The 26983-nt window shown below is 69.7% G+C and carries 25 protein-coding genes; 9 read left to right on the top strand and 16 right to left on the bottom strand.

The genetic code is table 11. The features are described from left to right. The 9 genes from VF697_RS32245 to VF697_RS32205 all read right to left on the bottom strand — a co-directional run. The coding region (locus VF697_RS32245; RefSeq protein WP_331100964.1) for a methylmalonyl-CoA mutase family protein at window positions 1–467 on the bottom strand (467 nt) is incomplete at its 3' end. A gap of 20 nt (window positions 468–487) precedes the next feature. Continuing rightward, window positions 488–997: a biotin/lipoyl-containing protein gene (locus VF697_RS32240; RefSeq protein WP_331100962.1), complete on the bottom strand. Its 510-nt coding sequence runs from the start codon at window positions 995–997 to the stop codon at window positions 488–490. A gap of 23 nt (window positions 998–1020) precedes the next feature. Beyond that, a complete protein-coding gene (gene accC, locus VF697_RS32235) occupies window positions 1021–2532 on the bottom strand; it encodes an acetyl-CoA carboxylase biotin carboxylase subunit (RefSeq protein ID WP_331100960.1) in 1512 nt (503 codons plus the stop codon). A 96-nt stretch (window positions 2533–2628) separates the two neighbouring features. After that, the gene (locus tag VF697_RS32230; RefSeq protein WP_331100958.1) at window positions 2629–3261 is read right to left on the bottom strand and encodes a hypothetical protein; all 633 of its coding nucleotides are present in this window, start codon (window positions 3259–3261) and stop codon (window positions 2629–2631) included. A gap of 107 nt (window positions 3262–3368) precedes the next feature. Continuing rightward, complete coding sequence (locus VF697_RS32225; RefSeq protein ID WP_331100956.1) at window positions 3369–4931, bottom strand: acyl-CoA carboxylase subunit beta; 1563 nt, start codon at window positions 4929–4931, stop codon at window positions 3369–3371. A gap of 207 nt (window positions 4932–5138) precedes the next feature. Further along, window positions 5139–5564, bottom strand: a complete 426-nt coding sequence (locus tag VF697_RS32220; protein WP_331100954.1) for a hypothetical protein — start codon at window positions 5562–5564, stop codon at window positions 5139–5141. Beyond that, on the bottom strand, window positions 5561–6088 hold the full coding sequence (locus VF697_RS32215) for a hypothetical protein (RefSeq protein ID WP_331100952.1): 528 nt from the start codon (window positions 6086–6088) through the stop codon (window positions 5561–5563). The genes VF697_RS32220 and VF697_RS32215 overlap by 4 nt, the downstream gene beginning before the upstream one ends. A 126-nt stretch (window positions 6089–6214) precedes the next feature. Then, complete coding sequence (locus tag VF697_RS32210) at window positions 6215–7627, bottom strand: hypothetical protein (protein ID WP_331100950.1); 1413 nt, start codon at window positions 7625–7627, stop codon at window positions 6215–6217. A gap of 80 nt (window positions 7628–7707) precedes the next feature. Beyond that, window positions 7708–9090 carry an MEDS domain-containing protein gene (locus tag VF697_RS32205; RefSeq protein ID WP_331100948.1) on the bottom strand — a complete coding sequence of 461 codons (1383 nt, stop codon included), beginning with the start codon at window positions 9088–9090 and terminating at the stop codon, window positions 7708–7710. A gap of 145 nt (window positions 9091–9235) precedes the next feature. Here VF697_RS32205 and VF697_RS32200 point away from each other — a divergent pair, with 145 nt between their 5' ends. Further along, window positions 9236–11368, top strand: a complete 2133-nt coding sequence (locus VF697_RS32200; RefSeq protein WP_331100946.1) for a M3 family metallopeptidase — start codon at window positions 9236–9238, stop codon at window positions 11366–11368. Between the two features lie 12 nt (window positions 11369–11380). On the opposite strand, the gene VF697_RS32195 is transcribed toward VF697_RS32200, so the two are convergent. After that, the gene (locus VF697_RS32195; RefSeq protein WP_331100944.1) at window positions 11381–11803 is read right to left on the bottom strand and encodes an STAS/SEC14 domain-containing protein; all 423 of its coding nucleotides are present in this window, start codon (window positions 11801–11803) and stop codon (window positions 11381–11383) included. 162 nt (window positions 11804–11965) lie between these two features. Here VF697_RS32195 and VF697_RS32190 point away from each other — a divergent pair, with 162 nt between their 5' ends. Further along, window positions 11966–12520: a VUT family protein gene (locus tag VF697_RS32190; protein ID WP_331100942.1), complete on the top strand. Its 555-nt coding sequence runs from the start codon at window positions 11966–11968 to the stop codon at window positions 12518–12520. A gap of 15 nt (window positions 12521–12535) precedes the next feature. Here VF697_RS32190 and VF697_RS32185 read toward each other — a convergent pair whose 3' ends face one another. Continuing rightward, a complete protein-coding gene (locus VF697_RS32185; protein WP_331100940.1) occupies window positions 12536–13246 on the bottom strand; it encodes a hypothetical protein in 711 nt (236 codons plus the stop codon). Window positions 13247–13398: 152 nt separating this feature from the next. Beyond that, on the bottom strand, window positions 13399–14382 hold the full coding sequence (locus VF697_RS32180; protein WP_331100938.1) for an expansin EXLX1 family cellulose-binding protein: 984 nt from the start codon (window positions 14380–14382) through the stop codon (window positions 13399–13401). A gap of 268 nt (window positions 14383–14650) precedes the next feature. Between VF697_RS32180 and VF697_RS32175 the strand changes: the two genes are divergently transcribed. The 6 genes from VF697_RS32175 (at window position 14651) to VF697_RS32150 (ending at window position 21212) form a co-directional block, all read left to right on the top strand. Then, complete coding sequence (locus tag VF697_RS32175) at window positions 14651–15055, top strand: hypothetical protein (RefSeq protein ID WP_331100936.1); 405 nt, start codon at window positions 14651–14653, stop codon at window positions 15053–15055. A 206-nt stretch (window positions 15056–15261) separates the two neighbouring features. Then, a complete protein-coding gene (locus tag VF697_RS32170) occupies window positions 15262–16737 on the top strand; it encodes an ATPase domain-containing protein (RefSeq protein WP_331100934.1) in 1476 nt (491 codons plus the stop codon). Further along, complete coding sequence (locus VF697_RS32165; protein WP_331100932.1) at window positions 16734–17816, top strand: HAMP domain-containing sensor histidine kinase; 1083 nt, start codon at window positions 16734–16736, stop codon at window positions 17814–17816. Before VF697_RS32170 ends, VF697_RS32165 begins: the two co-directional genes overlap by 4 nt. A gap of 159 nt (window positions 17817–17975) precedes the next feature. Further along, window positions 17976–18968 (top strand): class I SAM-dependent methyltransferase, encoded by a 993-nt coding sequence (locus VF697_RS32160; RefSeq protein ID WP_331100930.1) that lies wholly within the window; start codon window positions 17976–17978, stop codon window positions 18966–18968. 46 nt (window positions 18969–19014) lie between these two features. Further along, a complete protein-coding gene (locus VF697_RS32155) occupies window positions 19015–19809 on the top strand; it encodes a hypothetical protein (protein WP_331100928.1) in 795 nt (264 codons plus the stop codon). A gap of 5 nt (window positions 19810–19814) precedes the next feature. Next, window positions 19815–21212: a wax ester/triacylglycerol synthase family O-acyltransferase gene (locus tag VF697_RS32150; RefSeq protein ID WP_331100926.1), complete on the top strand. Its 1398-nt coding sequence runs from the start codon at window positions 19815–19817 to the stop codon at window positions 21210–21212. A 13-nt stretch (window positions 21213–21225) separates the two neighbouring features. Here VF697_RS32150 and rsgA read toward each other — a convergent pair whose 3' ends face one another. Continuing rightward, complete coding sequence (gene rsgA / locus VF697_RS32145) at window positions 21226–22305, bottom strand: ribosome small subunit-dependent GTPase A (protein ID WP_331100924.1); 1080 nt, start codon at window positions 22303–22305, stop codon at window positions 21226–21228. A 138-nt stretch (window positions 22306–22443) separates the two neighbouring features. On the opposite strand from rsgA, the gene VF697_RS32140 reads away from it, so the two are divergent. After that, on the top strand, window positions 22444–23592 hold the full coding sequence (locus VF697_RS32140) for an AbrB family transcriptional regulator (protein ID WP_331100922.1): 1149 nt from the start codon (window positions 22444–22446) through the stop codon (window positions 23590–23592). Window positions 23593–23624: 32 nt separating this feature from the next. On the opposite strand, the gene VF697_RS32135 is transcribed toward VF697_RS32140, so the two are convergent. The 3 genes from VF697_RS32135 to VF697_RS32125 form a co-directional block, all read right to left on the bottom strand. Next, window positions 23625–25043 (bottom strand): sigma-54 dependent transcriptional regulator, encoded by a 1419-nt coding sequence (locus VF697_RS32135; RefSeq protein WP_331100920.1) that lies wholly within the window; start codon window positions 25041–25043, stop codon window positions 23625–23627. A 142-nt stretch (window positions 25044–25185) separates the two neighbouring features. Beyond that, window positions 25186–26457 (bottom strand): MFS transporter, encoded by a 1272-nt coding sequence (locus VF697_RS32130; RefSeq protein ID WP_331100919.1) that lies wholly within the window; start codon window positions 26455–26457, stop codon window positions 25186–25188. Between the two features lie 70 nt (window positions 26458–26527). Next, window positions 26528–26983, bottom strand: a 456-nt coding sequence (locus VF697_RS32125) for a hypothetical protein (protein ID WP_331100918.1), incomplete at its 5' end; no start/stop codon positions are given.

Genomic DNA, 26983 nt, shown 5'->3' with positions numbered 1-26983 from the left:
GTGGAGACCTCGTCCAGGGGAATCCCCTGGAGGAGCGTCTCCATGTCGCGCAGCGACGAGATGGAGACGCCCACCTTGCCCACCTCACCCTGGGCGCGCTTGTGGTCCGCGTCCCGGCCCATCTGCGTGGGCAGGTCGAAGGCCACCGAGAGGCCCGTCTGCCCGGACTTCAGCAGGTAGTGGTAGCGCTGGTTGGCGTCCTCGGCGGTGCCGAAGCCCGCGTACTGACGCATCGTCCAGAAGCGGCCCCGGTACATGGTGGGCTGCACGCCGCGGGTGAAGGGGTACTCGCCGGGGAAGCCGAGCTTCTCCGTGTACTCCCCCGCCACGTCGTCCGGGGTGTAGACCGGCTCCTGGGTGATGCCGCTGGAGGTACGGAACTCCGGATGGCGCTCGCCCGCCTTGGCCTTGGTCTTCTCGTACGTCTTCTGCTGCCAGCGGGCCTTCTCTGCCTTCGTGTCTGCCATGGGCTTCCCCGGTGCCGCGTCTACTCGACCACCACGAGCTTCGCGTTGAGCTCCACCGCGGTGCCTTCCTTGGCGGGCAACTCCACCACCTTGCCGGCCTTGGGGCTCTTCAGCTCGTTCTCCATCTTCATCGCTTCCACAACCACCAGCCCCTGCCCCTCCTTCACCTCGTCGCCCAGCTTCACCAGCACCTTCACCACCTTGCCGGGCATGGGGGCGGCGATCACCTGCTTGCCCTCCAGCGAGAAGCCCGCGGTGGCGGCGCGCAGGCGCAGCCGGCGCTCGTCCGCCACGTCGATGCGGGTGTTCTGCCCCCGCACCATCACCTGCACCTCGTCCCCCTGCTCGTCGAACTCGACGCTGTAGGAGGTGCCGTCCACCAGCATCGACACCGCGCCGTGGTCCAGCGTCAGCGCGTCCACGAGGAAGGTCCGGCCGTTGTGGGTGAGCTTGAAGCGGTTGTCGCCCGCCGGCTCGATGTCCACCGGCACCGCTTCCTTCTGGCCCTGCAGTTTCGCGAAGTAACGCATCGGAATGGATCTCGGTTGCTGGGTTAGCGCCGACGGGTCGACAGCCGCCACGCGGACATGCCTGCCCCACCGCCGGAGGTCGGAGCCTGGGTGAGGGTCTTCGCCCGCTTCTGGTCGCGCTGGTACGCGTACACCACGCTCGCCAGCAGCGCGGCCTCGGTGAGCTGCGGATCCTCTCCCTTGCCCAGCAGCGTCTCGTGCTCGCGCGTGAGGAAGCTCGTGTCGTAGTCCCCCTCGACGAACTCGGGGTGCGAGAGGATGGCCTTGAGGTAGCGCACGTTGGTGGTGATGCCCTTCACCACGTACTCGCCCAGGGCCCGCTTGGCCCGCTCGATGGCCTCGCGCCGCGTGGGGGCCCACACGGACAGCTTGGAGATCATCGGATCGTAGAAGTTGGGCACCGTGTACCCGGGGAACACGCCCGAGTCGTCACGCAGGTAGGGGCCACCCGGCACGCGCAGGTAGCTGATGCGGCCGGGGCTCGGCATGAAGTTGCGCGCCGGGTCCTCCGCGTAGATGCGCACCTCGATGGCGTGGCCGTTGGGCGTGGGCGCCTCGGTGTAGGGGAGCTTCTCGCCCTCGGCGACCTTGATCTGCCAGGCCACCAGGTCCAGCCCCGTCACCCACTCCGTCACCGGGTGCTCCACCTGGAGGCGGGTGTTCATCTCCAGGAAGTAGAAGTTGCGGTGCACGTCGACGAGGAACTCCACCGTGCCCGCGCCCACGTAGCCCACGGCCTTGGCCGCCTTCACCGCCACCTCGCCCATCTTCGCCCGCATCTCCGGGGTGAGGATGGGGCTGGGCGTCTCCTCCACCACCTTCTGGTGGCGGCGCTGCGCCGAGCACTCGCGCTCGTTGAGGTGAATGGTGTTGCCGTACTGGTCGGCGAACACCTGGATCTCCACGTGGTGCGGCTTCTCGAGGTACTTCTCGATGTAGACGGCGTCGTTGCCAAAGGCGTTCATCGCCTCGCTCTTGGCCGCGCGCCAGGAGGACTCGAACTCCTCCATGCGCTCCACCTTGCGCATGCCCTTGCCGCCACCGCCGCCGGCCGCCTTGAGCATCACCGGCACGCCAATCTTCTCGGCGTAGGCACGGGCCTCCTCGACGGTGGCGATGGGCTCGGCGGTGCCGGGCACCACGGGCACCCCGGCCTTGATCATGTTCTGGCGGGCGCGCGTCTTCTCGCCCATGGCGTCCATGGCCGAGGCGGGCGGACCGATGAAGGTGATGCCGGCCTTCTCACAGGCGCGCACGAAGGACGCGTTCTCCGAGAGGAAGCCATAGCCGGGGTGGATGGCATCCGCGCCGGCCTTCTTGGCGGCTTCGAGGATGCGCTCCTGCACGAGGTAGCTCTCGCGCGAGGGCGGGGGGCCCACCAGGAAGGCCTGGTCGGCGGTGCGCACATGCAGGGCGGAGCGGTCGGCCTCGGAGAAGACAGCCACCGTGGCGATGCCCAGCTCCTTGCAGGTGCGCATCACCCGGACGGCGATCTCTCCGCGGTTGGCGACGAGGACTTTGCGGATCTTGGCCATGGCCGCCCCCTTTAGCACAGGGGAGCGGACGGCCGCAGGGCGCGTTGGTCGTCGCCCACTCGAAGCGCGTAGTGGTGGAGCTAATCGCTCCAGCGACTACTTGCGATGGGTGAGGTACTGCTCCATCAGCCGGCGGGCCTCGCCCAGCTTGGCCTCGACGAAGCGGTCATCCTCGTCCGGCTCGGGCGGGGCGGGGGGCGGCTCGGGGTGACGCCGGCCGGGGCCCTTCTGGCCCTTGGCGGGCGCCTGGGGCTGCTCGGCGCCGAAGTCCACGGCCGCGGCGAGCAGGTTGCGGGCCGTGGCTCCACCGTCCAGCAGGCGGCCGAGCACGGGACCCTCGATCCCCAGCCAGCGGGCGCTCTGACGCACCACGTCGATGTACTCGCCCTCCAGGGAGCGCGAGGGGCGGCCAGGCTCACTCATGGACGCGCGGCCATAGCTGCCGGCCTTGTCCGTGTAGAGGCCCACGGCCTGGTCGCGGAAGTCGCGAGCCACCGCCCGGACGAGCGCGTCCAGGTGGTCCTCGGGGACGGCCTTGCCGCCCGAGGGGGTGAGCTTGATCTCGGCGACGCGCCAGCCGGCATCGGCCAGGGCGGTGGCGGACTCCAACCAGCGGACATCGGGAACGGGGACGTTGGCGTCCTCACAGGCTCGGGAGAGCGTCTGGCGAAGGGCGGTGAGGTTACCTTCGATGTCAGCGAGGAAGAGAACGAGGCGGGGTTGCGACAAACAGGGGCTCCTTTCGTGCGACTCTTCAAAGCGCGAACGCCCCCCCTAAAATTTCCCTGGGGAGGCGTTCCGTTTCCTCGAGCGGTGGGGCCTGCTTGCCCGCCTGCTTACAGCGGGATGTTGCCGTGCTTGCGCGGCGGGTTCTCCTGGCGCTTGTTCTTGAGCATCTCCAGGGCGCGGATGACCTTGGAGCGGGTGTCCTCGGGGCGGATGACCTCGTCGATGTAGCCCAGCTCGGCCGCCTTGAAGGGGTTGGCGAACTTCTCGCGGTAGTCGTTCACCAGCCGGGTGCGCTCGGCGTTGGCGTCCGAGGCCTTCTGCAGCTCGTTGCGGAAGATGATGTTCACCGCGCCCTCGGGGCCCATGACGGCGATTTCCGCCGTGGGGTAGGCGTAGTTGATGTCCGCGCGGATGTGCTTGGAGGCCATGACGTCATAGGCGCCGCCGTAGGCCTTGCGGGTGATGACGGTGATTTTGGGGACGGTGGCCTCGGCGAAGGCGTAGAGCAGCTTGGCGCCGTGGGTGATGATGCCGCCCCACTCCTGGTCGGTGCCGGGCAGGAAGCCGGGCACGTCCACGAAGGTGATGAGCGGGATGTTGAAGCAGTCGCAGAAGCGCACGAAGCGCGCCGCCTTCACGCTCGCGTCGATGTCCAGGCAGCCCGCCAGGAAGGCGGGCTGGTTGGCCACGATGCCCACCGACTTGCCGTTCATCCGGGCGAAGCCGATGACCATGTTCTTGGCGAAGTGCTCCTGCACCTCGAAGAAGTGCTTGTTGTCCACGACAGCGCGGATGATCTCCTTGATGTCGTAGGGCTTGTTGGGGTTGCTGGGGACGATGGACTTCAGGCCCTCGTCGGCGCGGAAGGGGTCGTCCTCGCTCGGCTGGGCGGGCGGGTCCTCCTGGTTGTTGGAGGGGATGAAGGAGAGCAGCTCGCGCGTCATGAGGATGGCGGCCTGCTCGTTCTCCGCGGCGAAGTGCGCCACGCCCGACTTCTGGTTGTGCGCCAGCGCGCCGCCCAGGTCCTCCTTCGTCACCTCCTCGTGCGTCACCGTCTTGATGACGTCCGGGCCGGTGATGAACATGTAGGAGGTGTCCTTCACCATCATGATGAAGTCCGTGATGGCCGGCGAGTACACCGCGCCGCCGGCGCACGGGCCGAGGATGAGGGAGATCTGGGGCACCACGCCCGAGGCGAGGGTGTTGCGCAGGAAGATGTCGGCATAGCCGGCGAGGCTCTCGACGCCCTCCTGGATGCGCGCGCCGCCCGAGTCGTTCAGGCCGATGACGGGAGCGCCCACACGCATGGCCATGTCCATGATCTTGCAGATCTTCTGGGCATAGGCGCCGGAGAGCGAGCCGCCGAAGACGGTGAAGTCCTGGGCGAAGACGAAGACCTGGCGACCTTCGACGGTGCCGTAGCCGGTGACGACGCCGTCGCCGAGGATCTTCTTGTCACCCATGCCGAAGTCGTTGCTGCGGTGGGTGACGAACTTGTCCATCTCCGTGAAGGAGCCGGGGTCCAGCAGCAGGTCGATGCGCTCACGGGCCGTCAGCTTGCCGGCCTCGTGCTGCTTGGCGATGCGGTCAGCGCCACCACCCAGCTCGGCCTGCTTCTCCATCTGCTGCAGCCGGGCGCGAAGGGGATCCTTTTCCGTGGTTCCGTCCATGGGGCGCGCATCTAGCACGATTGGGCCCCGGGCGGGCAGCCGAGGCTCGGGCAGGGGGAGACCCGGGAAGACGACGGATGAGCCTCACTTCTGGACGTCCAGAAGTGATGTAGGGACATGTGCGATGCTTCTGGACGTCCAGAAGTGACTCGCGACTCTTCTGGAGAGGGCAATCAGTCACCTCCCCCGCGACAAAGCCGCAGTTCGTCATTGCACGGCCAGGATGCGCCAACCACGGACATCCACCGCGTAGGTTGCTCCTGCATCCAGCACGGGATCTCGTAAGGGGCAGGCGTCGGGGTTGAGGACGAAGCGGACAAAAACCACGCCCTCGGTTCCTGGGAAGGCAGACACGTTGAAGGACTCGCGCCGGTAGAGGCACTCCTCCTCCTGCGTTGCGCCTCGATGAGGCTTCACGTCGCGAGGGCGAAAATCATCCATCGCCAACTGGATGGCCGCGGCGGTGGTCCCTGGAATCTCCAAGCGTGACTTCTCTGGAACGATGAAGGGGAACTCTACCCTCTCTGCCTCTTCCGGGGTCGCATGCGCTGGGCGGTAGCGACAAAGCCGCTGCAGGAGCGTACAGGCAGGTAGGAATGCGAGAAGGAGAACGGGCAGGAACTTCCGCTTCATGGGGCTTTCGACTCCTCGGGAGGGCTCACGATGCCAGTGGCCTTGTCCTCGGGCTGGATGATCGCGATGAGCCTCCACTCCCTTCCTTCTCGTTCATACACCTCGCCTGGGCGGTTTTCTCCTACGTAGGGAATCAGCTTCATCATATGGCAGGTCGTGTCGAACTGGATGCGGAGGAACCACCGTTGATTGGATTCCAGGAGGTCATCCTGGGACATCCTGTTACGCGGCCAGGGATGGCTGTGATAGTCGGCGAGGATCGACACCCGCCCACGCGCATCCTCCACGTAGCGGGGAGGTCTGCACTTCTTGCTCCTCTCCGGGACAATCAACACCTGTGGGCTGAGGGGTGAGGGATGGCTCGCGTAGTAGGTGCCGTCTCCAAGAGAGTAGATGGCACCACAGTATTCCTGGCCGAACTCCTTCAAACGGGCATTGGGAAGTCGCATGACCGCCGGACACAATTGGTCGATGACCTCGTCCACGTCCTTGGAGGGGCTGATCTGCTCCCAGGAACCGCGCACCCAGACTCGTCCGTCTCTCCAACCATAGGTCTCGGTTTCGCCGGCCACGCGTGGTCCGCTGGCACATGCCAGAAGCCCGCAGCACGTCAACGACAACCCCGCGCAGAGCCGCATGTCGCACGAGTATCAAGGCGCGGCGGGCAGCGTCCAGGTCGTGGAGAAGCGGTGGGCCCCACCGGAGGTGCTGTCGAGCCAGCCGGTAATCCGCTCGCTGTTGGCCAGCAGCGGCCCCATCTCCAGGCCCGCGGCGAAGATGCCGGCGAGCTGCTGGTTGGAGACGACGTCCATCAAGGAGACCTGACTCAGCCCGCGCGCCAGCCGCTTCGGGTCCACCGTGAAGTCCACCGCGTGCGGCAGCTTCGCGCCCTCCGGGGACAGGGCTCCCAACAGGGACTGCGCCACCGCCTCGTCATTGCCCACCACGAGGTGCTTGCCCTTCTGTCGGACGTGCACGGCGCCTCCCTTCACCTCCAGCGCGTACCCGTCCTCCAGCGCCTTCGCTCCGGGAAGCTTCGCCAGCGGCGCGAGCGCGCTCTTCATCGCCGCCGCGTCCGTCACCTCGGCGGCGAACGCCTGCTTCGCGGCGAAGAAGCGGCCCTCGTTCGTGCGCAGGTTGGGGCGCGACCTCACGCTGTCCACCACCATCAGCACGTTGCCGGTGAGGCGCTCGGCCACCGCGCGCGCCACCGCGGACACCTCGGCCGCCGGGCAGGTGGGGCACACCTGCTGGATGCTCGCGCGCACGTTGCCCACCGCCTGGGACACTCCGGCCGGCGCCACCCGCGCTCGCGAGAAGAGCAGGCCCTCGGGCTTCATCGCGCCATAGGGATTCGTCCCCGAGGCCTGGAAGGGCGGCAGCGGAAGCCCCGAGGCCGTGCCCTCCAGCTTCAGCTCCGAGCCGCTGCCGTCCACGCCCACCACCAGGTTGCGCTTCGGTACCAGCACGTAGAGGACGCCGGGGAGCTGCGCCAGCCGCGCGTCCGCCTTGGGCGCCTTGCCCACCAGCCGCGAGGCCTCCTTCTGCAGCACCTGGCCCTGGCCATCATCGGTGAAGCCTCCACCGGTGCTCGTGAAGGCACACGCCTCCGAGCCCTTGAGGCTGTAGCCGGTCCGGCCTCCGGACTCGCGCGGAACGCTCACCGTGGTGACTCCGCCGGAGGTGGTGGGCTTCACCTCCGCCTTGCTCCCGGCCGAGGCCAGCATCGCGGCGGCCTTCTCCTGGAAGGTCTTCGGGTCCGTCAGGTGCGTGCAGGAGATGCGGCCGCCGTGGCGCAGCGAGACGGTGATGGGGCCGGCGGGGTCGATGCCCGCGCCAGTGAGGGTGTCCGGCTTGCTGGGGTCGAGCGAGAGGAAGGGGTGCAGCTCGGCGTACCAGACGACGGGCCGCAGCAGGGCGGAGTTCTGCCCCGCCCGCGAGAGGAAGGCGGTGACGCCCTGGAGCGCGTCCAGCCGGGGAATGTGGACGACGGTCTCCGAAGCGGTGGCGGCGCGAGGCGCGGGGGCGGCGGCGAGCGAGGTCGCGAGGACGAGGGCGAGCATGGCCTCTCGTGAGAGCAGCGCGCCCGGCGGCCTGTCAAGGTGAAGTGGCGCGGGGCGTTGGCTCCCCGCCAGCGCCCCGGTTACCGCGGACCGCCAGCGGAGAAGTCCATCCCGGAGAGGGGCAGCCGCACGAGGAAGGTGGCGCCCAGGCCCGGCGCGCTGTCGACGCCAATCGAGCCTCCGTGCGCCTCGACGATCTGCCGGGAGATCCACAGCCCCAACCCGAAGCCGCCGTGCCGTCTCGCGGAGACCTGCGAGAAGCGCTGGAAGAGACGGGGCTGGTCCGCGGGCGCGATGCCCGGCCCCTCATCGCTGACGCTCACCACCGCGCAACGGCCCCGGACGGAGAGGGTGACTTCGACGGGCGTCCCGGCCGCGTGCTGGAGGGTGTTGGAGATGAGGTTGGTGAAGACCTGCTCGAGCCGCAGCTCGTCCCAGTGGCCCACGACCCCGGGCTGCACACTCACCCGGAGCTCACCCCCCGCCCTTCGCACCTGCTCCTCGTGGCGCTCGGCCGTCTGCTGCACGAGGGCGCTCAGGTCCACCTCCTCCAGGTCCAGCTCCATGCGCTGGTTGGAGAGCTGGGAGACATCGAGCAGGGTGACGATGAGCTTGTCGAGGCGCCGGCACTGCTCCTGGGCCTTGGCGAGCCGCCGGGGAATGTCATCGGGGTCGAGCTCTCCCCGGACCGAGGCGCGCACCAGTCCATCGAGGTAGAGGCGCATCGAGGTGATGGGCGTCTTGAGCTCGTGGGAGGCCACCGACAAGAACTCGTCCCGCCCGCGCAGCGAGGCCTCCAGCTCCGCGGTGCGCTCCGTCACGCGCTGCTCCAGCTCGTTCGCCAGCTTGCGCAGCTCGTCCTTGGTCGCCCTCAGCGTGGTGCTCTCGATCTGCTCCCAGGCACCATCCCGCCGGATGAGGGTGAACTCGTGGTTGCGCACGACGTCGATGAGCTCGGTCTGGGAGCAGCGGTCGAGGCAGTAGCTGCACAGGCCGATGATGCGCTGCGAGCCGAAGGTCTGGTTCACCCGGCGCTCGTACTCGCTGAAGTCGTTCCAGTGCTCGTGCTCGAGCCAGGAGGTGTTGCCGGTCAGGCGCAGGCCCGAGTACCCGTTCGCGAGCGCCTGCCCCGTTCGATCCAACCAGCCGCGCAGGGTGCTCTCCGAGTCGGTCGTCCCCGTGCGCGTGTACCAGTCGTCGAAGTTGATGATCTCGATCTGTCCGCGCTTGATGCGGGCCTCGAGATCCGGAACGACGGTGCGCAGGGCGGTCCGGGCATCTCCCGCGGTGAAGGGCTCGGAGGTGACCCACAGACAGGACTCGTTCTGCTCGAGGCCCGCCTTGAAGTACGGGACGAGCGATTCGATCAGATCCTCGCGGGTTCTGTAGAAGTGGCAGAAATGCGAGCCCCAGGGGAGCTCGCCTACACCGGGGAGGCCACTCCGACTCGTGTCCTGGAACATGTGAGCGACAACTACCTCAAGTGCCGGTTGATTCCAGTACGAAAAGACGCGGGGCGGCGTCCTGCGTGCACTCCCGGACGCCCCGCCGATCTCCCCTGTCGGGATTGCTGCCAACCGAGAGCGGCTGCCCTAACGTCCGTGGGTGATGACTGCCCCGACACCTGACAATCCGCTGCTTCAGATCGAAGGACTTCCGAAGTTCGACCGCGTCCGCTCGGAGCATGTCGAGCCGGCCATTCGCGAGCTGCTGACGCGCCTGCACGCCTCGCTGGATGAGCTCGAGCGGGACGTGAAACCCACCTGGGAGGGAACGGTCGCCCGCCTGTCCGCCATGACCGAGCCGCTCGGCATGGCCTGGGGCGTGGTGAATCATCTCATGAGCGTGCAGAACAGCCCGGAGCTGCGCCAGGCCCACTCCGCCGTCGAGGGCGATGTCGTCGAGGCCTTCATGCGCATCGGCCAGAGCGTGCCCCTCTACCGGGCGCTCAAGGCACTGCGCGAGGGGCCGGAGTGGAAGAAGCTCGACGTGGCCCAGCAGCGCGTCGTCGAGTCCTCCATCCGCGACGCCGAGCTATCCGGTGTGGGCCTGGAGGGACAGGCCCGCGAGCGCTTCCAGGAGATCGAGCGAGAATTGGCCGAGCTGTCCACCCGCTTCTCCAACAACGTCATCGACGCCACCAAGGCGTGGTCCATGACGCTCACCCAACCCGAGGAGGTGGAGGGCCTGCCGCCCAGCGCGCTCGCCGCGGCCGCCCAGGCGGCGAAGGTGGGTCTGGCCGAGGGCAGCCCCGAGCCCACCCCCGAGAAGGGGCCCTGGCGCGTCACCCTGGAGGCCCCCAGCTACGTGCCCTTCCTCGAGCACTCGCGCCGGCCGGAGCTGCGCGAGAAGCTCTACCGCGCCTTCGTCACCCGCGCCTCCTCGGGGGAGTCGGACAACAACCCCCTCATCGAGCGCATCCTCACCCTGCGCCGCGAGAAGGCCCGGCTGCTCGGCTATTCCTCGTTCGCCGAGGTGAGCCTCGCGGCGAAGATGGCGCCCGACGTGCCCGCCGTCGAGAAGCTGCTCGGCGAGCTGCGCGGGGCCGCCATCTCCCGCGCCCGCGCGGAGAACACCGAGCTGACCGAGTACGCGCGCCGCAAGACGGGCAACGCCTCGCTCGAGCTGAAGCTGTGGGACATGCCCTTCTGGGCCGAGCGTCTGCGGGAGGAGCGCTACGCCTATACCGACGAGGAGCTCCGGCCGTACTTCGCCATGCCGCGCGTGCTGGAGGGCCTGTTCGATACCGCCAGGCGCCTCTTCGGCGTCACGGTGCGCGCCGCCGACGGCGAGGTGCCCGTGTGGGACTCCAGCGTGCGCTTCTTCCGCGTGGCGGACGAGTCGGGCAAGGACATCGCCGCCTTCTACCTGGACCCCTACAGCCGCCCGGCCACCAAGCGCGGCGGGGCGTGGATGAACAACGCGCTCGACCGCAAGCGCAAGCCCGACGGGAGCCTGCGGCTGCCGGTGGCCTACCTCGTCTGCAACTTCACCCCACCCGTGGGCAACAAGCCCGCGCTCCTCACCTTCCGCGAGGTGGAGACGCTCTTCCACGAGTTCGGCCACGGCCTGCAGCACATGCTCACGCGCGTGGACTACTCGGAGGCCGCTGGCATCAACAACGTGGAGTGGGACGCCGTGGAACTGCCCAGCCAGTTCATGGAGAACTGGTGCTTCCACGAGGACACGCTCTCCAAGCTGGCCCGCCACGTGGACACCGGTGAGGTGCTGCCCAAGGCCCTGCAGGACAAGCTGCGCGCCGGGCGCATCTACCGCGCCGCCTCCATGACGCTGCGGCAGGTGTACTTCGCCACCCTCGACCTGGAGCTGCACCACCGCTACGCCCCGGGCGAGGGCGCGCAGGGCAGCGTCGTCGAGGTGCAGAAGCGCGTGGCCGCGGAGAACACCGTCCTCAAGCCGCTCCCGGAGGATCGCTTCCTCTGCAGCTTCACCCACATCTTCGCGGGCGGCTACGCCGCGGGCTACTACAGCTACAAGTGGGCCGAGGTGCTCTCCGCGGATGCCTTCTCCGCCTTCGAGGAGGCCGGGCTGTCCAATCCCCAGGCGGTGGCCAGCACCGGGCGGCGCTTCCGGGACACCGTGCTCGCGCTCGGCGGCAGCCGCCACCCGCTCGAGGTCTTCCAGGAGTTCCGCGGCCGCCCCCCCAGCACCCAGCCGCTGCTGAAGCAGACGGGTCTGCTGGAGACGCAGGAGCTCGGGACGACGGGGCCGATGCTGTAGCGCGCGCCGCCGTCAGCGCCCCTTGGTGCCCTGGGCGAGCCCCGCATCCCGGATGCGGTCGCTCGCCCAGTCCTCCGCGGCGCCCAGGTGGGCGAAGGTGGCGAGCGGGATGGGCAGCGGCTTGAAGTACAGCATGGCGCTGATCGACAGCCGGACGACGGGCGAGGTGACGACGAGGGCGGTGCCGAGCAGCAACTGGCGCAGGGTCAGCTCGTGCTCCGAGAACCACTCCACCTGGCGCCAGCGTTGATCCAGGGGCACCAGGCCGACCCGGGCCAGGTCGACGAGGAGCGCGAACTTCTCCCCGCGTCCCAGGTAGCCGTTGAAGTCGGCGAGGCACGTCTCGTGCCCCTGCGAGGAGAGCGTTCCCGGCAACCGCAGCTGAAGCAGGGGCCAGCGTGAGTCATCGAAGAGCTTCGGCTCGGACATCTCCATGTCAGCCGAGCTCCTGGTGCGGCAGGAGCGGCCCGCGCCGGGTGGGGTTCATGGGCCGCATTCTGACACCCCGGAGGAAACGTGCTATGGCGCGCGCGCCGGGGGTGCCACCGCACCCTGCCCGGGTACGACTACACCCGGCTTGTCGTGGAGCAGGTCGCAATGGATCGGCGTCGCATCGAGGGTTTCTTCTACTTGCTGGGCTTCGGGGCCTCGATTCCGCTCTCCAACTGGATGATTGGCCATGTGGGCGTGGTGTGCCCCGACAGCGGTCCCTGTCTGCTCCCCGTGGGGCCGGGTGTCCTCGCGCCCAGCGGCGTCCTCATCGTCGGCATCGCCTTCGTGCTGCGGGACCTGGTGCAGCGCCGGCTGGGCAAGAGCTGGACGCTGCTGGCCATCGCCGTGGGGGCGCTGCTCTCCGCGCTGCTCGCGCCGCCTCCGCTCGTCGTCGCCTCGGGCGGGGCCTTCGCCGTCTCGGAGCTGGCCGACTTCGCCGTCTACACACCCCTGCAGCGGCGCGGCCTCGTGCTCGCCGTGCTCGCCAGCAGCCTCGTGGGCCTCTTCGTCGACAGCGTCCTCTTCCTCCAGCTCGCCTTTGGCAGCCTCGACTTCCTGCTGGGGCAGGTGCTCGGCAAGACGTGGATGGTGCTGCTGTCGCTGCCGCTCATCTCCTGGCTCCGGCGCCGGGACGAGCGGCTCGGCATCCAACCCGCCTGAGCCGGGCGGTGCGCCTCAGGTGCCGCTGTCCGGGTAGCTCCGGGAGATGTCCTCCTTCACCACCGCCTGGGCGATGGTGTCCGCGGCCTGGCGGGCCTCGTCGGCGGAGGGGGTGGACCAGCTGGTGAAGTCCACCAGGGCCTCGCGCATCGCCTGCTCCACGCGCTCGGTGCGGCGGAAACCTTGAGACTCCAACAACCAGCCCAGCGCCAGGCGGGCGTAGTGGTCCCAGTTGTCCGCGCAGCCGGTCGCCTCGGCGGTGAGGTCGATGACCCGCCGCACCGCGTCCGACAGCACCACCCTGCGGTCTTCCTCGTCCGGGGGCAGCGACAGCGAGCGGAAGTACGTGTCGAGCGTGCAGAGCCACTCGTGGGCCACGCCGAGCGCGGAGAGGATGCGCTGGATGTTGCTCTCCACGCCCAGGTCGGGGGAGTCGCCCTCGTCGGGGAAGAAGCTGTCGCGCCAGCCGTAGCTGCCCAGGACCTCGTTGCCGAGCTGGACGTCGGCCTTCGTGTACCAGGCGCCCGCGTCCTCGGAGAGCAGGGCGCTGACGCCCTCGAAGAGCGAGCGGCGCGTCTGTTCGTCCAGGCGGGTGGCGTCTCGGGGGATGCGCGGGACGAGCGTCTCCCGAAGGCGCGCCGCGAGCGGCGCGGGCCGGAAGTCGTCGAGGCTCTCCTGGATGGAGAGCCAGGTGCCGCCGTCCTCCTTCTGCTTCTTCCTGCTCATGGCTCCTCCCTTCTGGAGGCCCGTCCCGCGAGGCTCCACGCCGCGAGCCGGATGAACCGCTCGCAGCGCAGCACATCCCCGGGGTGCTTGGGGAGAAGGATTCGCGGGGCGCGTGCGGCAGTGTGCAGCCGCACCGCCTGGGGCGCCTGCCTTCAGGGGAGCGGGGTGAACTGGGTGAGGCCGGTGATGATCTGCGAGTCCAGGATGCCGGGCAGGGTGTCCTCGCGCACCTCTCCGTCCCAGGCCGTCATGCGGATGCGGAGCCGCCCCAGGCCCAGGCCGTTGGACTGGACGAAGTAGTTGTAGTCCTGGCGCGGCACCTCCACCCAGCCGGTGAGGGACAGCCACTCCAGCTTGCGGATGGGCTTGTGGTGGTTGCGCACCTGGATGCCGGTCCACCACTGGCTGCTGCCCTCCTTGAAGCGGTAGCGGACCGGGCCGCTCACGGGGCAGGTGACGAACCGCCACTTCACCTGCAACCGGCCGACGGCGGGATCGGCCAGCTTCGCGAAGGCCGAGGGGCTGAGGTCCAGGTGGCCCGCCGTCGTGCAGTCGGGGCAGCTGTCCACGATGCGCACCCGGATCGTGCTCCGGGGTCCCTGAATCTCGGCGCATGCGCCGCACACCGCGCTGCCCTGGTACTCGGTCTTGATGATGGCGGCGACGTCCAGATCCTCCGGGCTGGGATCGAAGCCGCAGTTTCCGGTGCCGTTCGCCTCCCAATAGTAGGTGACGATGCCGTCCCGGAAGGCGCTGATGGGGCGCGAGGTCATCGTGCCAGTGCCGGTGCCGGTGCCCGCGTCGGTGCCGGTGCCGGTGCCCGCGTCGGTGCCAGTGCCGGTGCCGGTGCCCGCGTCCCTGCCGGTTCCTGGCTGGGTGCCGGTGCCCGCATCGGTGCGTGGGCCCGCGTCAGTGCCAGAGCCCGGACCTGTTCCCGCGTCGGTGCCGTAACCCGTGCCCGCGTCCGTGCTCGGGTCTTCATCTGTCTCCGAGGTGGGGTCGGGTCCGCAGGCCGCCAGCGATAGCAAGAGGACCGCGAGGGAGGAGCGGATAAGGGCATGAAAGGTGAGGCGCATGGGCAGCTCTCCGGGGGAAGAGTCGAGCGTGAGGGTGTGCACCTCCCGGTTTTTCCGCACGCCCCACTCCACCATGCGTCACGTTCTCGTCATGCCTCTCCCGGCTCTCCCGGAGCACGCCGGAAAACCAATACCTCTCGGCCACATCTTTCCGCCTGGATCGCGTTCTGAGCGCGTTCGACAGTCGCGCTGCTGAAGTGACTCCAGCGTGTGTCGTTCCTCTGGATAGAATGGCGGAGTCATGCCCGCTCCATCCAAGCCAGAACCCCGGGCTCCTGAGAGGCCGCCCATGACGCGAGCGACTGCTGCGTACGCCAAGGTTGCGCCCTTGGCGACCTGTCTGGTGATGGTCAAGCACCCCGAGCAGGGTGACGACGTCAACGGCAAGGCGCTCTGTGAGGAGATCCGCAAGGCGCTGAAGCTGCAGCCGGGGACCTTCTGCTTCTTCTTCGATGGCACCGGCATGGTGAACGCGCGGATCGGCTACGCGAACGCCTTCAAGGAACTCGACCGGGAGCTGGCGGAGCGGGTGACGGAGGTGGTGTGCGCCATCCCCGGCCCCATCCCTCGGATGATGCTCTACACGGTCGCGACCATGTCGAAGCGACCGTGGCACATCTTCCGCACCCGTACCGAGGCCGAGCTGCACATGCGGATGCGGGGCTACCCCGGCGCGGACTCTCGCGAGCCCCTCGAGGAATCGGTGCGCCTCCAGGTGCTGGCTCGCTCCTGAGGGCCTGACGGTGCCGCGGGGAACGCCTCGCGGCGATCGGTCAGCCAGGTGACTTTCGAGCAGGCGCTCGCTTCGCCTACGGCATGGGGGGCACCTCCCGTGTTACGACGAAGACACGGGCCCCTGTGTCCGAGGACTGCTTTCCCCCATTGAAGGCGAGCCGCCAGCGGGCTCGCGTGGTCCCTTCCTCCCGTCCCCAATTCTCCATGATGGACAGCGGCAACCGGCAGCAGTTGTTCGAGACCGGAATCCAGAGCTTCGACAGGTTGCTCGGGGGTGGCATCCCCCGGCGGCAGACCCTCATCGTCGCGGGGAACCCCGGCTGCGGCAAGACGATCCTCTGCAGCCAGGTGGCCTTCCATGCGGCCGCTCGTGAGCTGCCCGTGGTGGTCGCCACCGTCACCTCCGAGCCCCACGACAAGCTGATGGAGGCGCTCTCCGGCTTCTCCTTCTTCCGGCGGGAGGTGCTGGGCGAGAAGCTCTTCCTCATGAGCGCCTACGCCTCGCTGAAGAAGGGGGCCAAGGAGGCGCGCGACATCCTCCTGCACACCGTGCGCGAGCGCGGCGCGAAGCTGCTCTTCATCGACGGGCTGCGCTCCATTCGCGACCTCTGGCAGGACGAGGCGATGCTGCGCGAGTTCCTGTACGAGGTGGGCATCGGCCTGGCCGCGATGGACTGCATCGGGCTCTTCACCACCGAGTACCCCATCGACAAGCTCATGGCCCTGCCGGAGGCGACGACGGTGGATGGCATCGTCTCGCTGGCGGTGATTCCAAAGGCGGGGCGCCGCATGCGCCGGCTGGAGGTGGTCAAGCTGCGCGGCCGGCCCCACCTGCCCGGCGAGCACCTGCTGCGGATTGGCCCCGAGGGCGTGGAGCTCATCCCGAGGCTCGAGACCCAGGTGCCCTCCGACAAGGACTTCGTCCCGACGCGCGTGCGGGCCGGCTTCGGCCTGCCCGAGTTCGATGCGCTGATGGAAGGCGGGTTGCCCGTCCAGAGCACCACCATGCTCGCGGGCAGCATGGGCATCGGCAAGACGCTGCTCGCCGCGCACTTCGCGGCCGAGGGGGCCCGCCAGGGGCAGAAGACGCTCTTCGTCTCCTTCTTCGAGCCTCCCGCCGCGCTGTTCGCCCGGGCGCAGCGCGTTGGCCTGGACGTGAAGGCGGAACTGGCGAGCGGGGCGCTGACGATGCTTCACCAGCCCCCGAACGAGGCGGAGGCGGATGTCCTCGTCCACCGCATCCTGCGCGAGGTGGAGCGGCAGGGCTTCCAGCGGCTTGTGATCGACGGGTTGACGGACCTCGAGCTCGCCATCGCGGACCCGGAGCGGCGGCGCACCTTCCTGGCCGCCTTCAGCGCGCACCTCCGCATGGCGGGAGTGACGTCCCTCTTCACCAAGGAGGTGTCGAAGGTCGTCGGCACCGAGCTGGACTTCAGCGACACGCCCATCGCCGTCCTCGGCGAGAACCTGATGCTGTTGCGCTACGTGGAGCTGGGCGGTCGCATCCACCGCGTCCTGTCCATCCTCAAGATGCGGGACAGCAAGTACGACGGGGACCTGCGTGAGTTCGAGATCACCGACAAGGGGATCCGCGTGCTGGCGCCGATCCGCTCGGCCGCGGGCCTGCTGACGGGTCAGGCCCGGCCCATCGGCTCGAGCTTCGGCGGGGACGAGAGATGAGCGTCGTGCTCATCGCGGAGGACGAGGAGGCCATGCTCGAGATCTTCGCCCAGGTGGTGGAGGACCTCGGCCATCGGGCGCTGCGGGCCCACAATGGAGAAGAGGCCCTCCTGCTGGCCCGCACGGAGCCGCCGGATCTGGTGGTGAGCGACCACATGATGCCCCGGCGCACCGGCGTGGAGCTGCTGCGGACGCTGCGGGCCGATGCTCGTCTCAAGACGGTCCCCTTCCTGCTCCTGAGCGCCGCGCGCCCCCAGGGCCTGGAGGAGGCCGATGTCTTTCTCTCCAAACCCGTGGAGCTCGATACCTTCGAGGAGGCGGTGCAGAAGGTGCTGGGCACGCGCCCCGCTCCGGAGCCCGGGCAGGAGGCACAGTCCGCGGGCGCCCGCGCCGACCGCTCCAGCGGCACCGTGCGCGAGGAGATGCTCAACTGGGTCGCCCATGAGATCAAGACGCCCTTGAGCTCGGCGCGGCTCAATGCCCAGCTGCTGCTGCGCAAGCTGGGGGAGCGCGTCTCTTCCGACGAGAGGAAGTGCACCGAGACCATCCTCCGGCAGCTCGACCGGATGAACACCCTCGTCACCTCCATCCTCGATGCGGCGCGCCTCGCCGAGGGCAAGGTGGCGCTGAGGATGGAGCGCGGGGACTTCACGGCGTTCCTCCACGAGGTGCTCCAGGACTGGCGCGAGCTCCAGCCGCAGGTGGACTTCACCCTGAAGGAGACGGAGCGGCAGGTTGAGCTCCCCTTCGATGCCGAGCGCGTGCGCTACATCCTCAACAACCTGCTCTCCAACGCGGTGAAGTACGGCGGAGAGGTGCGGCGCGTCGAGGTGTCGTTCTTCCTCACGCCCGGGCTGGCCGTCGTCCAGGTGCGGGACTGGGGCGTGGGCATCGCCGCCTCGGAGCTGCCCAACGTCTTCGAGCGCTTCCACCGCGCGGACGTCGCCGGGGGGAGCGGGCATGGACTCGGCCTGTACATCGCCGGGGCGCTCGCGCGGCTCCACGGGGGCTCGCTCGGGGTGCAGTCGACGCTCGGGGAGGGCTCCACCTTCAGCCTCCGGCTTCCCCTCTCCCGCTAGCGGCCGTCGCCTCCGCGGAGTGTTCATCGGTGGAAGTTCGCCCCAGCCCCCGAGGGGCGGCCAGGGGGCGGGCTCTTCCCGCTTCCCTGGATTCCGGGTATCCCGGTGTTCCGGTCCGAGAGGGCCGGAGCGTCCGGCGCCACGCGCCTGGGGGGACATATGGCGAAGCTGAGAGACCTGCCGCTTCAGGCCTGGGGGGACCTGCGGTCGAGGGTGCGTCACCTGCCGCTGGTGGGGACGCTGCGCAACCTGCTCGTGGACGCGCCCGAGCTGACGAGCCCCCTGCCCCGGGACTCGGGCCTGGTGGACGCGGAGCGGGTGGAGACGTACCGGCGCGCCATCGAGCGCTACGTGAAGCCCGGCCAGGTGGTGGTGGACGTGGGCACGGGCAACGGCCCGAGGGCCTTCCTCGCGGCGGCGCGCGGCCCGCGCAAGCTGTACGCGGTGGATGCCTCGCGCAACCTCGACATGGCGCGCTGGGTGGCCCGCCGCAACGGGCTCTCGGAGATTGACTTCATCCGCTCGGACAGCGCCCGCTTCCGCCCGTCGGAGAAGGTGGACGTCCTGCTGCACGAGCAGGTGGGGGACGCGCTCTTCGACACCGGGCTGGTGCCTCGGCTGTTGGACTTGCGAGACAGGGTGCTGGTGCGCGGGGGCCGCATCCTGCCCAACCGCTTCGAGGTCTTCCTCGAGCCGGTGCAGCTGCGCGAGGAGGCGCGCCTGCCCTTCCTGTGGAGCCAGCGCCTGCCCAACGTGGACTACGGCTGCCTGCAGGTGCTGCGGGACACGCTGCACCCCGCGTACTTCTCCCGGCTCATCCGGCCGCAGGACGTGGAGCGGCGGCTGTGTGACCCGGAGCCCGCCTTCGCCTTCGACCTGGAGACGCTGCGCGCCGGCTCGCTGCCCAAGCGCCTGCGCCTGGAGCGGCCCGTGGTGCGCGAGGGGCGCATGGACGGCCTGGGCCTCTTCTACCGCTCCAGCTTCGACTCGGAGCTGTCCTTCGACACCTTCCCCGAGCGCCCACTGGCGTGCGCTCCGGTGCTGCTGCTGCGCGTGGACCCCCGGGAGTTTGCCCGCTACGAGACGGTCCGCCTGGAGCTGTCGTTGCCGGAACCCTCGGACGTCACCACATGGCGGTGGCGCTTCGAGTGAGGGTACCCGCCTGCCTGCTTCCCGCTTCCTCCTGCTCCTGCTGCTGTTGACCGCGCCCGCCGGGGCGCAGGCTCCCGAGGGCCCGCCCGCCGCGAGCAAGCCGCGCACCCTGGCCGGGCGGTGCGGCGCGGCCAACTGGGTGTGCGTGTCCCAGTGCATCGACGTGTCGTGCGTGGAGCGGTGTCTGGCCAGGGGGTGCGAGGCGTCGCTGGCGGCGCTCCGGCAGTGCGCCACGAAGTCCGGCTGCGGCCCGGATGACTCGGCCTGCGTGGCGCGCGCGTGTGACAAGCAGTGCGAGCGCACCTTCGAGCCCGCGCCGCCCAGCCCCGCGCAGGAGACGGTGGACCCGTGCGCGGAGGCCTCGGCGGGGGCGGGCGAGGTCCCCAAGAAGGTGGTGGGGCTCTGGCGGCTGGATGCGGCGAGCGTGAAGCCGGAGGAGAAGGAGCAGCTCGCGGGCGAGGGCCAGGACGTGAAGCCCCGCCCGGACTACGACCGGACGCTGGAGGTGACGCCCGGGGGCTGCTTCCTGCTGCGCACGCGGCTGGAGGACGCCACGCTGGGCAAGGGCAACGAGCTGGAGGTCCGCACCTGGGGCACCTTCCGGGTGAACGAGAAGGACAAGACGGTGGAGGTGTCGCCGAAGTCCGCTCAGGCGGTGGGCCCGGTGTGCGGCAAGCCGCGCGTCATCGGGCTGTCCAAGGGGCGCTTCCTGCAGTGGCCCGCCTACGCGTACGACGTGGAGAAGGACACGCTCACCCTCACCGCGAAGACGCCTTCCAAGCAGACGTTCCAGTTCAGCCGACAGAAACCGGAAGAGGCCCCTCCAGAAGAGGCTAAGTAGGGCGCATGTCGGAACGGATGACCCCAGTCGACGCGGCGTGGCTCCAGATGGAGGAGCCCACGAGCCTCATGGTCATCACCTCGGTGCTCTGGTTCGACGAGCCGCTGGACTGGGAGCGGCTGACGGAGGTGGTGCGCGAGCGGCTGGTGGAGCGCTACCCGCGCTTCCGGCAGCGGGTGGTGTCGGCAGGGCTGCTGGGGACGCACCGCTGGGAGGATGACCCGGCCTTCCGGCTGGCGGCCCACCTGCGGCGCACGAGGCTGCGGGCCCCCGGAGGCCGCGCCGCGCTGGAGCACCAGGTGGGCGAGTCCATGGGCACGGCCCTGGACGCCTCGCGGCCGCTGTGGGAGCTGCACCTCATCGAGGGGTACGAGACGGGGAGCGCGCTGCTGATGCGCGTGCACCACTGCATCGCGGATGGCATCTCGCTGGCACGGGTGCTGCTGTCGCTGACGGACGAGCGCGCGGGCGGAGGAGGCGGGCCCGAGGCGCTCGAGGAAGCGGAGGCGCCGCCAGGGACGCTGTCACGGCTGCTGCGGGGCGCGCGGACGGTGGTGGGCTCGACGCGGGCGGCGTGGAAGCGCGGCGCGGAGCTGCTCGCCGAGCCCATCCAGCTCATGGACCTGGCGGTGGAGGGCGCGCGGGGGGCCTCGGCGCTGAGCCGGCTGATGACGCTGCAGCAGGATCCGCCCTCGCCCTTCCGGGGAGGGCTGGGCCCGGACAAGCGCGTGGCCTGGTCGAGCCCGGTGCCCGTGGAGAAGGTGAGGGAGATTGGCCACGGCACGGGCAGCACGGTGAATGACGTGGTGATGGCGGTGGTGGCGGGGATGCTGCGCCGCTACGTGGCGGCACGCGGACAGCCGCCGGAGGATCTGCGGGCGGTGGTGCCGGTGAACCTGCGGCCGTTGAGCGAGCCCCTTCCGCGAGAGCTGGGCAACCGCTTCGGGATGGTGTTCCTGCCGCTGCCGCTCGGGGTGGAGGATCCGGTGGAGCGGCTGTGGGAGCTGAAGCGGCGGATGGACAAGCTGAAGCGCTCGCCGGAGGCCGCGGTGATGTTCGGGATGCTGACGGCGGCGGGGCTGGCGCCGTCCGCGGTGGAGCGGGCGGCGGTGGAGGTGATGCGGAAGAAGGCCTCGCTGGTGCTGACGAACGTGCCGGGGCCGAGGCGGCCGGTGTTCCTGGCGGGGGCGAGGCTGGCGGGGGTGATGTTCTGGGTGCCCATGGCGGGAAGGCTGGGGCTGGGCCTGAGCATCTTCAGCTACGCGGGCCACGTGACGCTGGGCGTGGCGGCGGACGCGGGCCTGGTACCGGAGCCGCACGCGCTCATCGAGGACTTCGAGGCGGAGCTCGACTCCCTGGCCGACGCGGTGAAGGAAGCGGGGCACACCCGCCCCCTTCACTGACTTCCATGAGGCCTTACCGGCCGCGCTTCTTCTGGAAGGTGTTGTAGGCGCGCGTGCTCTTCTTCGTCTCCTGCTTGGTGCGGGCCTGGGCCTGGGCGTCTCGCTGGCGCTCCAGGCGCGTCACTTCCAGGTTGAGCTTCCGGTAGTTCTCCAGGCGCTCCGGGGCGAGTCTCCCATCGCGGCTCGCCTCCAGCACGGCGCAGCCGGGCTCGTTCTCGTGGCGGCAGTCGTTGAAGCGGCACCCGGCCCCCAGCTCCTCGATGTCCACGAAGGCCGTGCGCAGGCCCTCCTCGTTCTCCATCAACCCGAGCTCCCGCATCCCGGGCGTGTCGATGACGAGGCCCCCCTGCGGCAGCACGAACAGCTCGCGGTGGGTGGTGGTGTGCCGGCCCTTGTCGTCCTCGCGCACCTCGCCCACCTCCATGCGCGCCGCGCCTATCAGCCGGTTGATGAGCGTGGACTTGCCCACGCCCGACGAGCCGATGAGCGCCACCGTCCGGTTGCCTCCAATGTACTGCCAGAGCACGTCCAGCCCCTCGCCGGTGACGCTGCTGACGACGTGGAGGGGGACGTCCGGGGCCAGCTCGGCGATGCGCTCGCGGGCCGCCACCACGTCCTCGCAGAGGTCCGCCTTGGTGAGCACCACCACGGGCTGGGCTCCGCTGTCCCAGGCGACCGTCAGGTAGCGCTCGAGCCGCCGCGGGTTCAGGTCCCGCGTCAGCGCGGACACGAGGAAGACCACGTCCAGGTTGGCGGCCACCACCTGCTCCTCATCCGTCCGGCCGGCTGCCTTGCGGACGAGCTGGGTGCGCCGGGGGAGCACGGCCTGGATGACGGAGGTGCCCTCCTGGATACGAGGCTCGACGGCGACCCAGTCTCCAACGACCGGGCGGATGGACTCGCCCTTGCGGATGGCCATCCGGAGCCGCCCCGGCACCGTCGCCCGGAGGTTTCCGTGGGCTGAATAGAGCATGTAGTCGACGCCGTAGTCGGCGGCGATGCGCGCGGGCTCCACGCCCTCGCTCTCGTGGGAGTGCCAGCCCTCCTGGAAGGGGGACCCCCAGCCGAGCTTCTCCAATGCACGCTCATCCATGCTCATTCAGCGTCCAGACTATGCCCATCTCCGCGGCGGTGTACCTCTCTCTCTTACTTCCTGGTCATGGGGCGGCAGCCGGGATCCCATGAGGAGAAGGTGCCCGCATGCCGGGTCGGTGAGCAGGCGGGAGGGTTTATGGCAGGCACCGGTTCCGCGGCTGGCGCGCTGGGATTGCGTGCGCCGGAGGTGCCCGCGTGCGCTACCCTCCGCCGCCCCATGGCGAAGGACTCCAGGCCCGATGGTCGGTCGCGCTCCCGCGTCTGGGCGGTGACGGCGGCAACCCTGCTGGGCGCGGCCCTCGCCGAATGGGCCCGTGTGCCCGCCGGTGCGCTCCTCGGTGGCATGCTGGTGTCGCTCGTGGCCGCTCTCACCCTGTCGGTCCACGTCCCCGTGCCCCGGCTCCCGCTGCTGGGCGCGCAAGCCGTGCTGGGGGCCGCCATCTGTTCCTCCTTCAAGCCCTCCGCATGGGCCGCGCTCGCCGAGAACTGGCCCATCGCGCTCATCAACGTGGTGGGCGTGGTGGGCATCGGCCTCGGGGTGGCGCGCGTCTTCAGCCGGTGGAGTGGGGTGGATGTCCGCACCGCCACCCTCGGACTGATGCCAGGAGGCGCCTCGGCCATGGTGGCCTTGAGCGAGGAGCTCGGCGCCGATGCGCGTCTGGTGACGCTCTTCCAATACCTGCGCCTGGGCGTCGTCATCCTCGTGGCGGCGGCCGTGGGCCGGTGGTCGGGCGGGGGCCCGGACATGCCGGTGGCCACGGTGGCGGCGCTGCCCGGGGCTCCCTCTCCCCTGGAGGCCTGGGGGATGACGGCCCTCGTCGCCACCGTCGGCTGCGTCTTGGGAACGCGGCTGAAGCTGCCGGCGGGGGCGTTCCTCGGGCCGCTCGTGCTGGGCATTCCCCTCACGGCCCTCGGCCTTCCCGTGGGCGCGTGGCCTCCGGGCGTGCTCCTCGTCTCGTTGTGGGTCCTCGGCTCGCGCGTGGGCAGCCGCTTCGACGAGACGGCCGTCCATGAGTTGAAGCGCGTCGCCCTCGGGGCCCTCGGGGCGGCGGTGGCCATGGTGGCGAGCTGCCTGCTCCTCGCCTGGGTCTGGTCGACCGTGGGCGGGGTGGAGCTGCTCACCACCTACTTCGCCACCTCGCCGGGTGGGGCCGACTCGGTGCTCGCCATCGCGCTCGACACCCGCGCCAGCCTCTCCCTGGTGCTCGCCGTCCAGGTGGGGCGGCTCCTCCTCGTCTTCCTCGTCGCTCCCATCCTCCTGCGGCGGCTCGTCGGACGACGGTGAGTGACGCGGTGGGGGAGGGGCTCAGCCCGCCTTCATACCAGCCCGTACTCCTCGAGCTTGTTGTAGAGGGTGCGCCGGCTGATGCCGAGCAGGCGCGCGGCGAGGGTGCGGTTGTCCCCGGCACGCTCGAGCGCATCCACCAGGGCCTGCCGCTCCATCTCCTTGCGCTGCGACTCCAGGGTGCGCCCCTCGCCGCCACTGCTTCCCATCACGGGGAGGGCGGGGGCGCTCGGGGCGGTGCTGGTGGGCACGGGCGCGGGCGCCGAGGGGACGATGCCCGGCTGCCGGAAGACCTCGCGGTTCACGTCGTCGCCGGTGATGACGGGCCCGTCGGAGAGCACCACCAGGCGCTCGATGAAGTTCTGCAACTGGCGCACGTTGCCGGGCCACGGCTGGGCCTGGAGCGCGGCGAGCCCCTCGGGCGTCAGGGTGAAGGGTGGCTTGCCGTTGGCCTTCGCGTGGACGTCGAGGAAGTGGCGCACGAGCGGCTCGGTGTCCTCGGGCCGGGCGCGCAGCGGGGGCAGCCACACTGGCACCACGTTGAGCCGGTAGAAGAGGTCCTCGCGGAACTCGCCCTTGCGCACCATCTCCTCGAGGTTGCGGTGCGTGGCCGCCACGAAGCGCACGTCCACCTTCAGCGTCTGCGTGCCGCCGAGCCGCTCGAACTCGCGCTCCTGTAGCAGCCGCAGCAGCTTCACCTGCACCTGGAGGGTGATGTCGCCAATCTCGTCGAGGAAGAGCGTGCCCCCGTTGGCCAGCTCCACGCGGCCCGGCTTGCGGGTGGCCGCTCCGGTGAAGGCGCCCTTCTCGTAGCCGAACAGCTCGCTCTCCAGCAGCGTGTCCGGCAGCGCCGCGCAGTGCAGCTTCACGAAGGGGCCACCGCGCCGGGGACTGGCGTCGTGGACCGCCTTGGCGGCCAGCTCCTTGCCCGTGCCGGACTCTCCACGCAGCAGCACGGTGGCCGTGCCCGAGGCCGCCCGTCCCAACAGCGCCTGCACCTCGGCCAGGGCGGAGCTGCGGCCCACGAAGGTGCTGGCGTCCTTCACCAGCGGGCGCGCGCCCTCCTGCTGTTGCTGCGCGCGCAGGAGCGCCTTGCGGATGCTGAAGAGGATCTCCTCCCGGTCGAAGGGCTTGAGGGCGAAGTCCGCGGCGCCGGCCTTCATGGCCTCCACGGCCAGCGGCACGGTGCCATGGGCGGTGAGGAGGATGACGGGCACGTCCGGCCAGGAGCGCCCCACCTCGGCGAGCAGCTCCATGCCGCTCATGCCCGGCATGCGCACGTCGCTCACCACCACGTCGATGGGCTTGCGGGCCAGCAGGGCGAGCGCCTCCTGTCCCTGGGTGGCCGTGTGCACGGTGAGCCCCGCCTGGCCCAGCAGCGCGCCGAGCACCTTGGCCACGGCGGGATCGTCATCCACCAGCAACACGTTTCCCTTCAGCAGCTCGGCCACGGTGCTCCTTCTCCGGGTGCGGGACGCTCCGATGGTAGCGCACCCCTCCAGGCCCGTCAGCGTCGCTTCCCGCGGGAGCGCCACACCAGCCGCACGGAGCGTATGGGAAGCGGATGGGCCCGCTGGCCGTGGAGTGTGGCCCTCAAGCGGTCGCGGGCGGGGACTTCTTGCGCAGGAAGAGCAGGAAGATGATCCCCACGCCCAGGATGCCCACGAAGGTGATGATGCCGTCGAACGCGACGCTCGCGCGGGTGCCAATGCCCCGGAAGTTCGACGCGTTGCCATCGAGCGCGGTGACGTAGCTGATGGCGAGGTTCGAGGCCGCCACGAAGAGCGTGTACTTGGTGGTCACCGCCGCTCCCTCGCTGACCATCTCCAGCACCATGCCGGCGAAGGCCGCGTAGGACGCGCCATTGGCGAAGCTGTAGGCGAGCGTGCCCCAGACGTAGGTCGTCGGGGTCATCGGCGCGGCCGCCATGGCGAGGGCACACAGCCCCGTGGCGCCGCCCATGAGCGCGTAGTTGAGCTTGCGGTTCATGCGGTCCGACATCCAGCCGCCCGCGAGCGAGCCGAGCGCGCCGGTGATGCCCATGCCCAGGCCGTTCACCAGCTCCACCACGCGCTCGGACACCTGGTAGTCGCCCGCCATCGCGCTGAAGAGGTTGGTGAGCGCGCCGCAGCTCACCGGCATGAGGCACAGCACCAGCAGGATGAGCCCGTCCCGGCTGAGGGCGGTGCGCAAGAGGTCGGACACGATGCTCTTCACGCGCTCCCAGGCGGCGCGCAGCACGGGGGCCCGCTCGGTCTTGGGGCCCTGGTGCTCGACGATCCAGAAGATGCCCACTCCACTCACGAGCACGAGGGTGGCCAGCACGATGCCGGCGACCTGCCGGGAGAAGGCACTGGCGAGCCCGATGGTGAGGGCGCCGAGCAGACTGGTGGCGCCCACGTTGCCGGCCATCTGCCAGCCGCCGGTGCGGCCCTTGTCCTCGATGCGCGTGGAGATGGCCATCAGGCCGTTGAGCGCGGCGTGCGCCGTCGACGCCGTCGCCTGCAGGGCGGTGAGCAGCAGCGTGTAGACCCCGAGGTTGCGCGATGGGTCGGGCAGCAGCGCGCACGCCAGGAGGAGCAGCGCGGTGAGCAGCGTGGAGACGCCGTACCAGATGCGCCGCCACGGGCCGAGGTCGATGAGCGGCACCCACAACAGCTTCCAGGCATGGGGGGAGAAGGCGGTGCCGGACAGCAGGCCGATCTCGGCGAGCGGCATGCCGTCCTTCGCCAGCCAGTAGGGCACGGCCGTCTGCAGGAAGCCGACGGCGGCGCCGAACTGGACCTCGAGCAGGCCGAACAGCGGGGGCCAGGACCAACGCTTCTCAGGGGCGGCCGCGGGGAGGACGGCCTCGGACTCGATCACGGAGGGCTCACGGACTGGAGAGGCGCGCAGTATGGCAGCCTCGCGGATTTCCGCGGTGCCTCTCGAGGGCTCAGGCTTTCGCTTTCCTGAACAGCTCCGCGTAGAGCTTGGGTTCTTTCCCCTTGAAAAGCTCGCAGGCGGCCTCGTGATGCTCGCGCGCTCTGGCGAGGTCAGTCTGATACAGCCGGACGAAGGCACGCGCGCAGCCCGCGTGAGGCATGTCATCGGCAGTCAGTGCGTCCAGCCAGTGCTGTGCTCTCGCTCGTTGCGTTTTCGAGCCCTTGCGCCGCTTTTCGAGGTGTGGCCAGAGCAAGACCAGCGCTTGCGCACGATCGGACAGCAGCCGTCCCCGCGTATCCAACTCGAGGAGATCAATGCAGACCTGTGCTCTTCGGCGAGCGTGGCCAGACCCCTTCGTCGGAATCGGCACGCATCCCTCGAAAGTGAGGAACTGCTCTGGGTCCTCGCCCCAATCTCCGACGGGGAAGAGCAGCAGTGGCTTCTCTTTCCGATTCAGCGCCGGGAT

It is taken from the genome of Archangium sp., from assembly GCF_036388035.1.
GTDB lineage: Bacteria > Myxococcota > Myxococcia > Myxococcales > Myxococcaceae > Archangium.
Note: the sequence above shows the minus strand (reverse complement) of the source record. Positions and strands in the feature narration are given on the sequence as shown.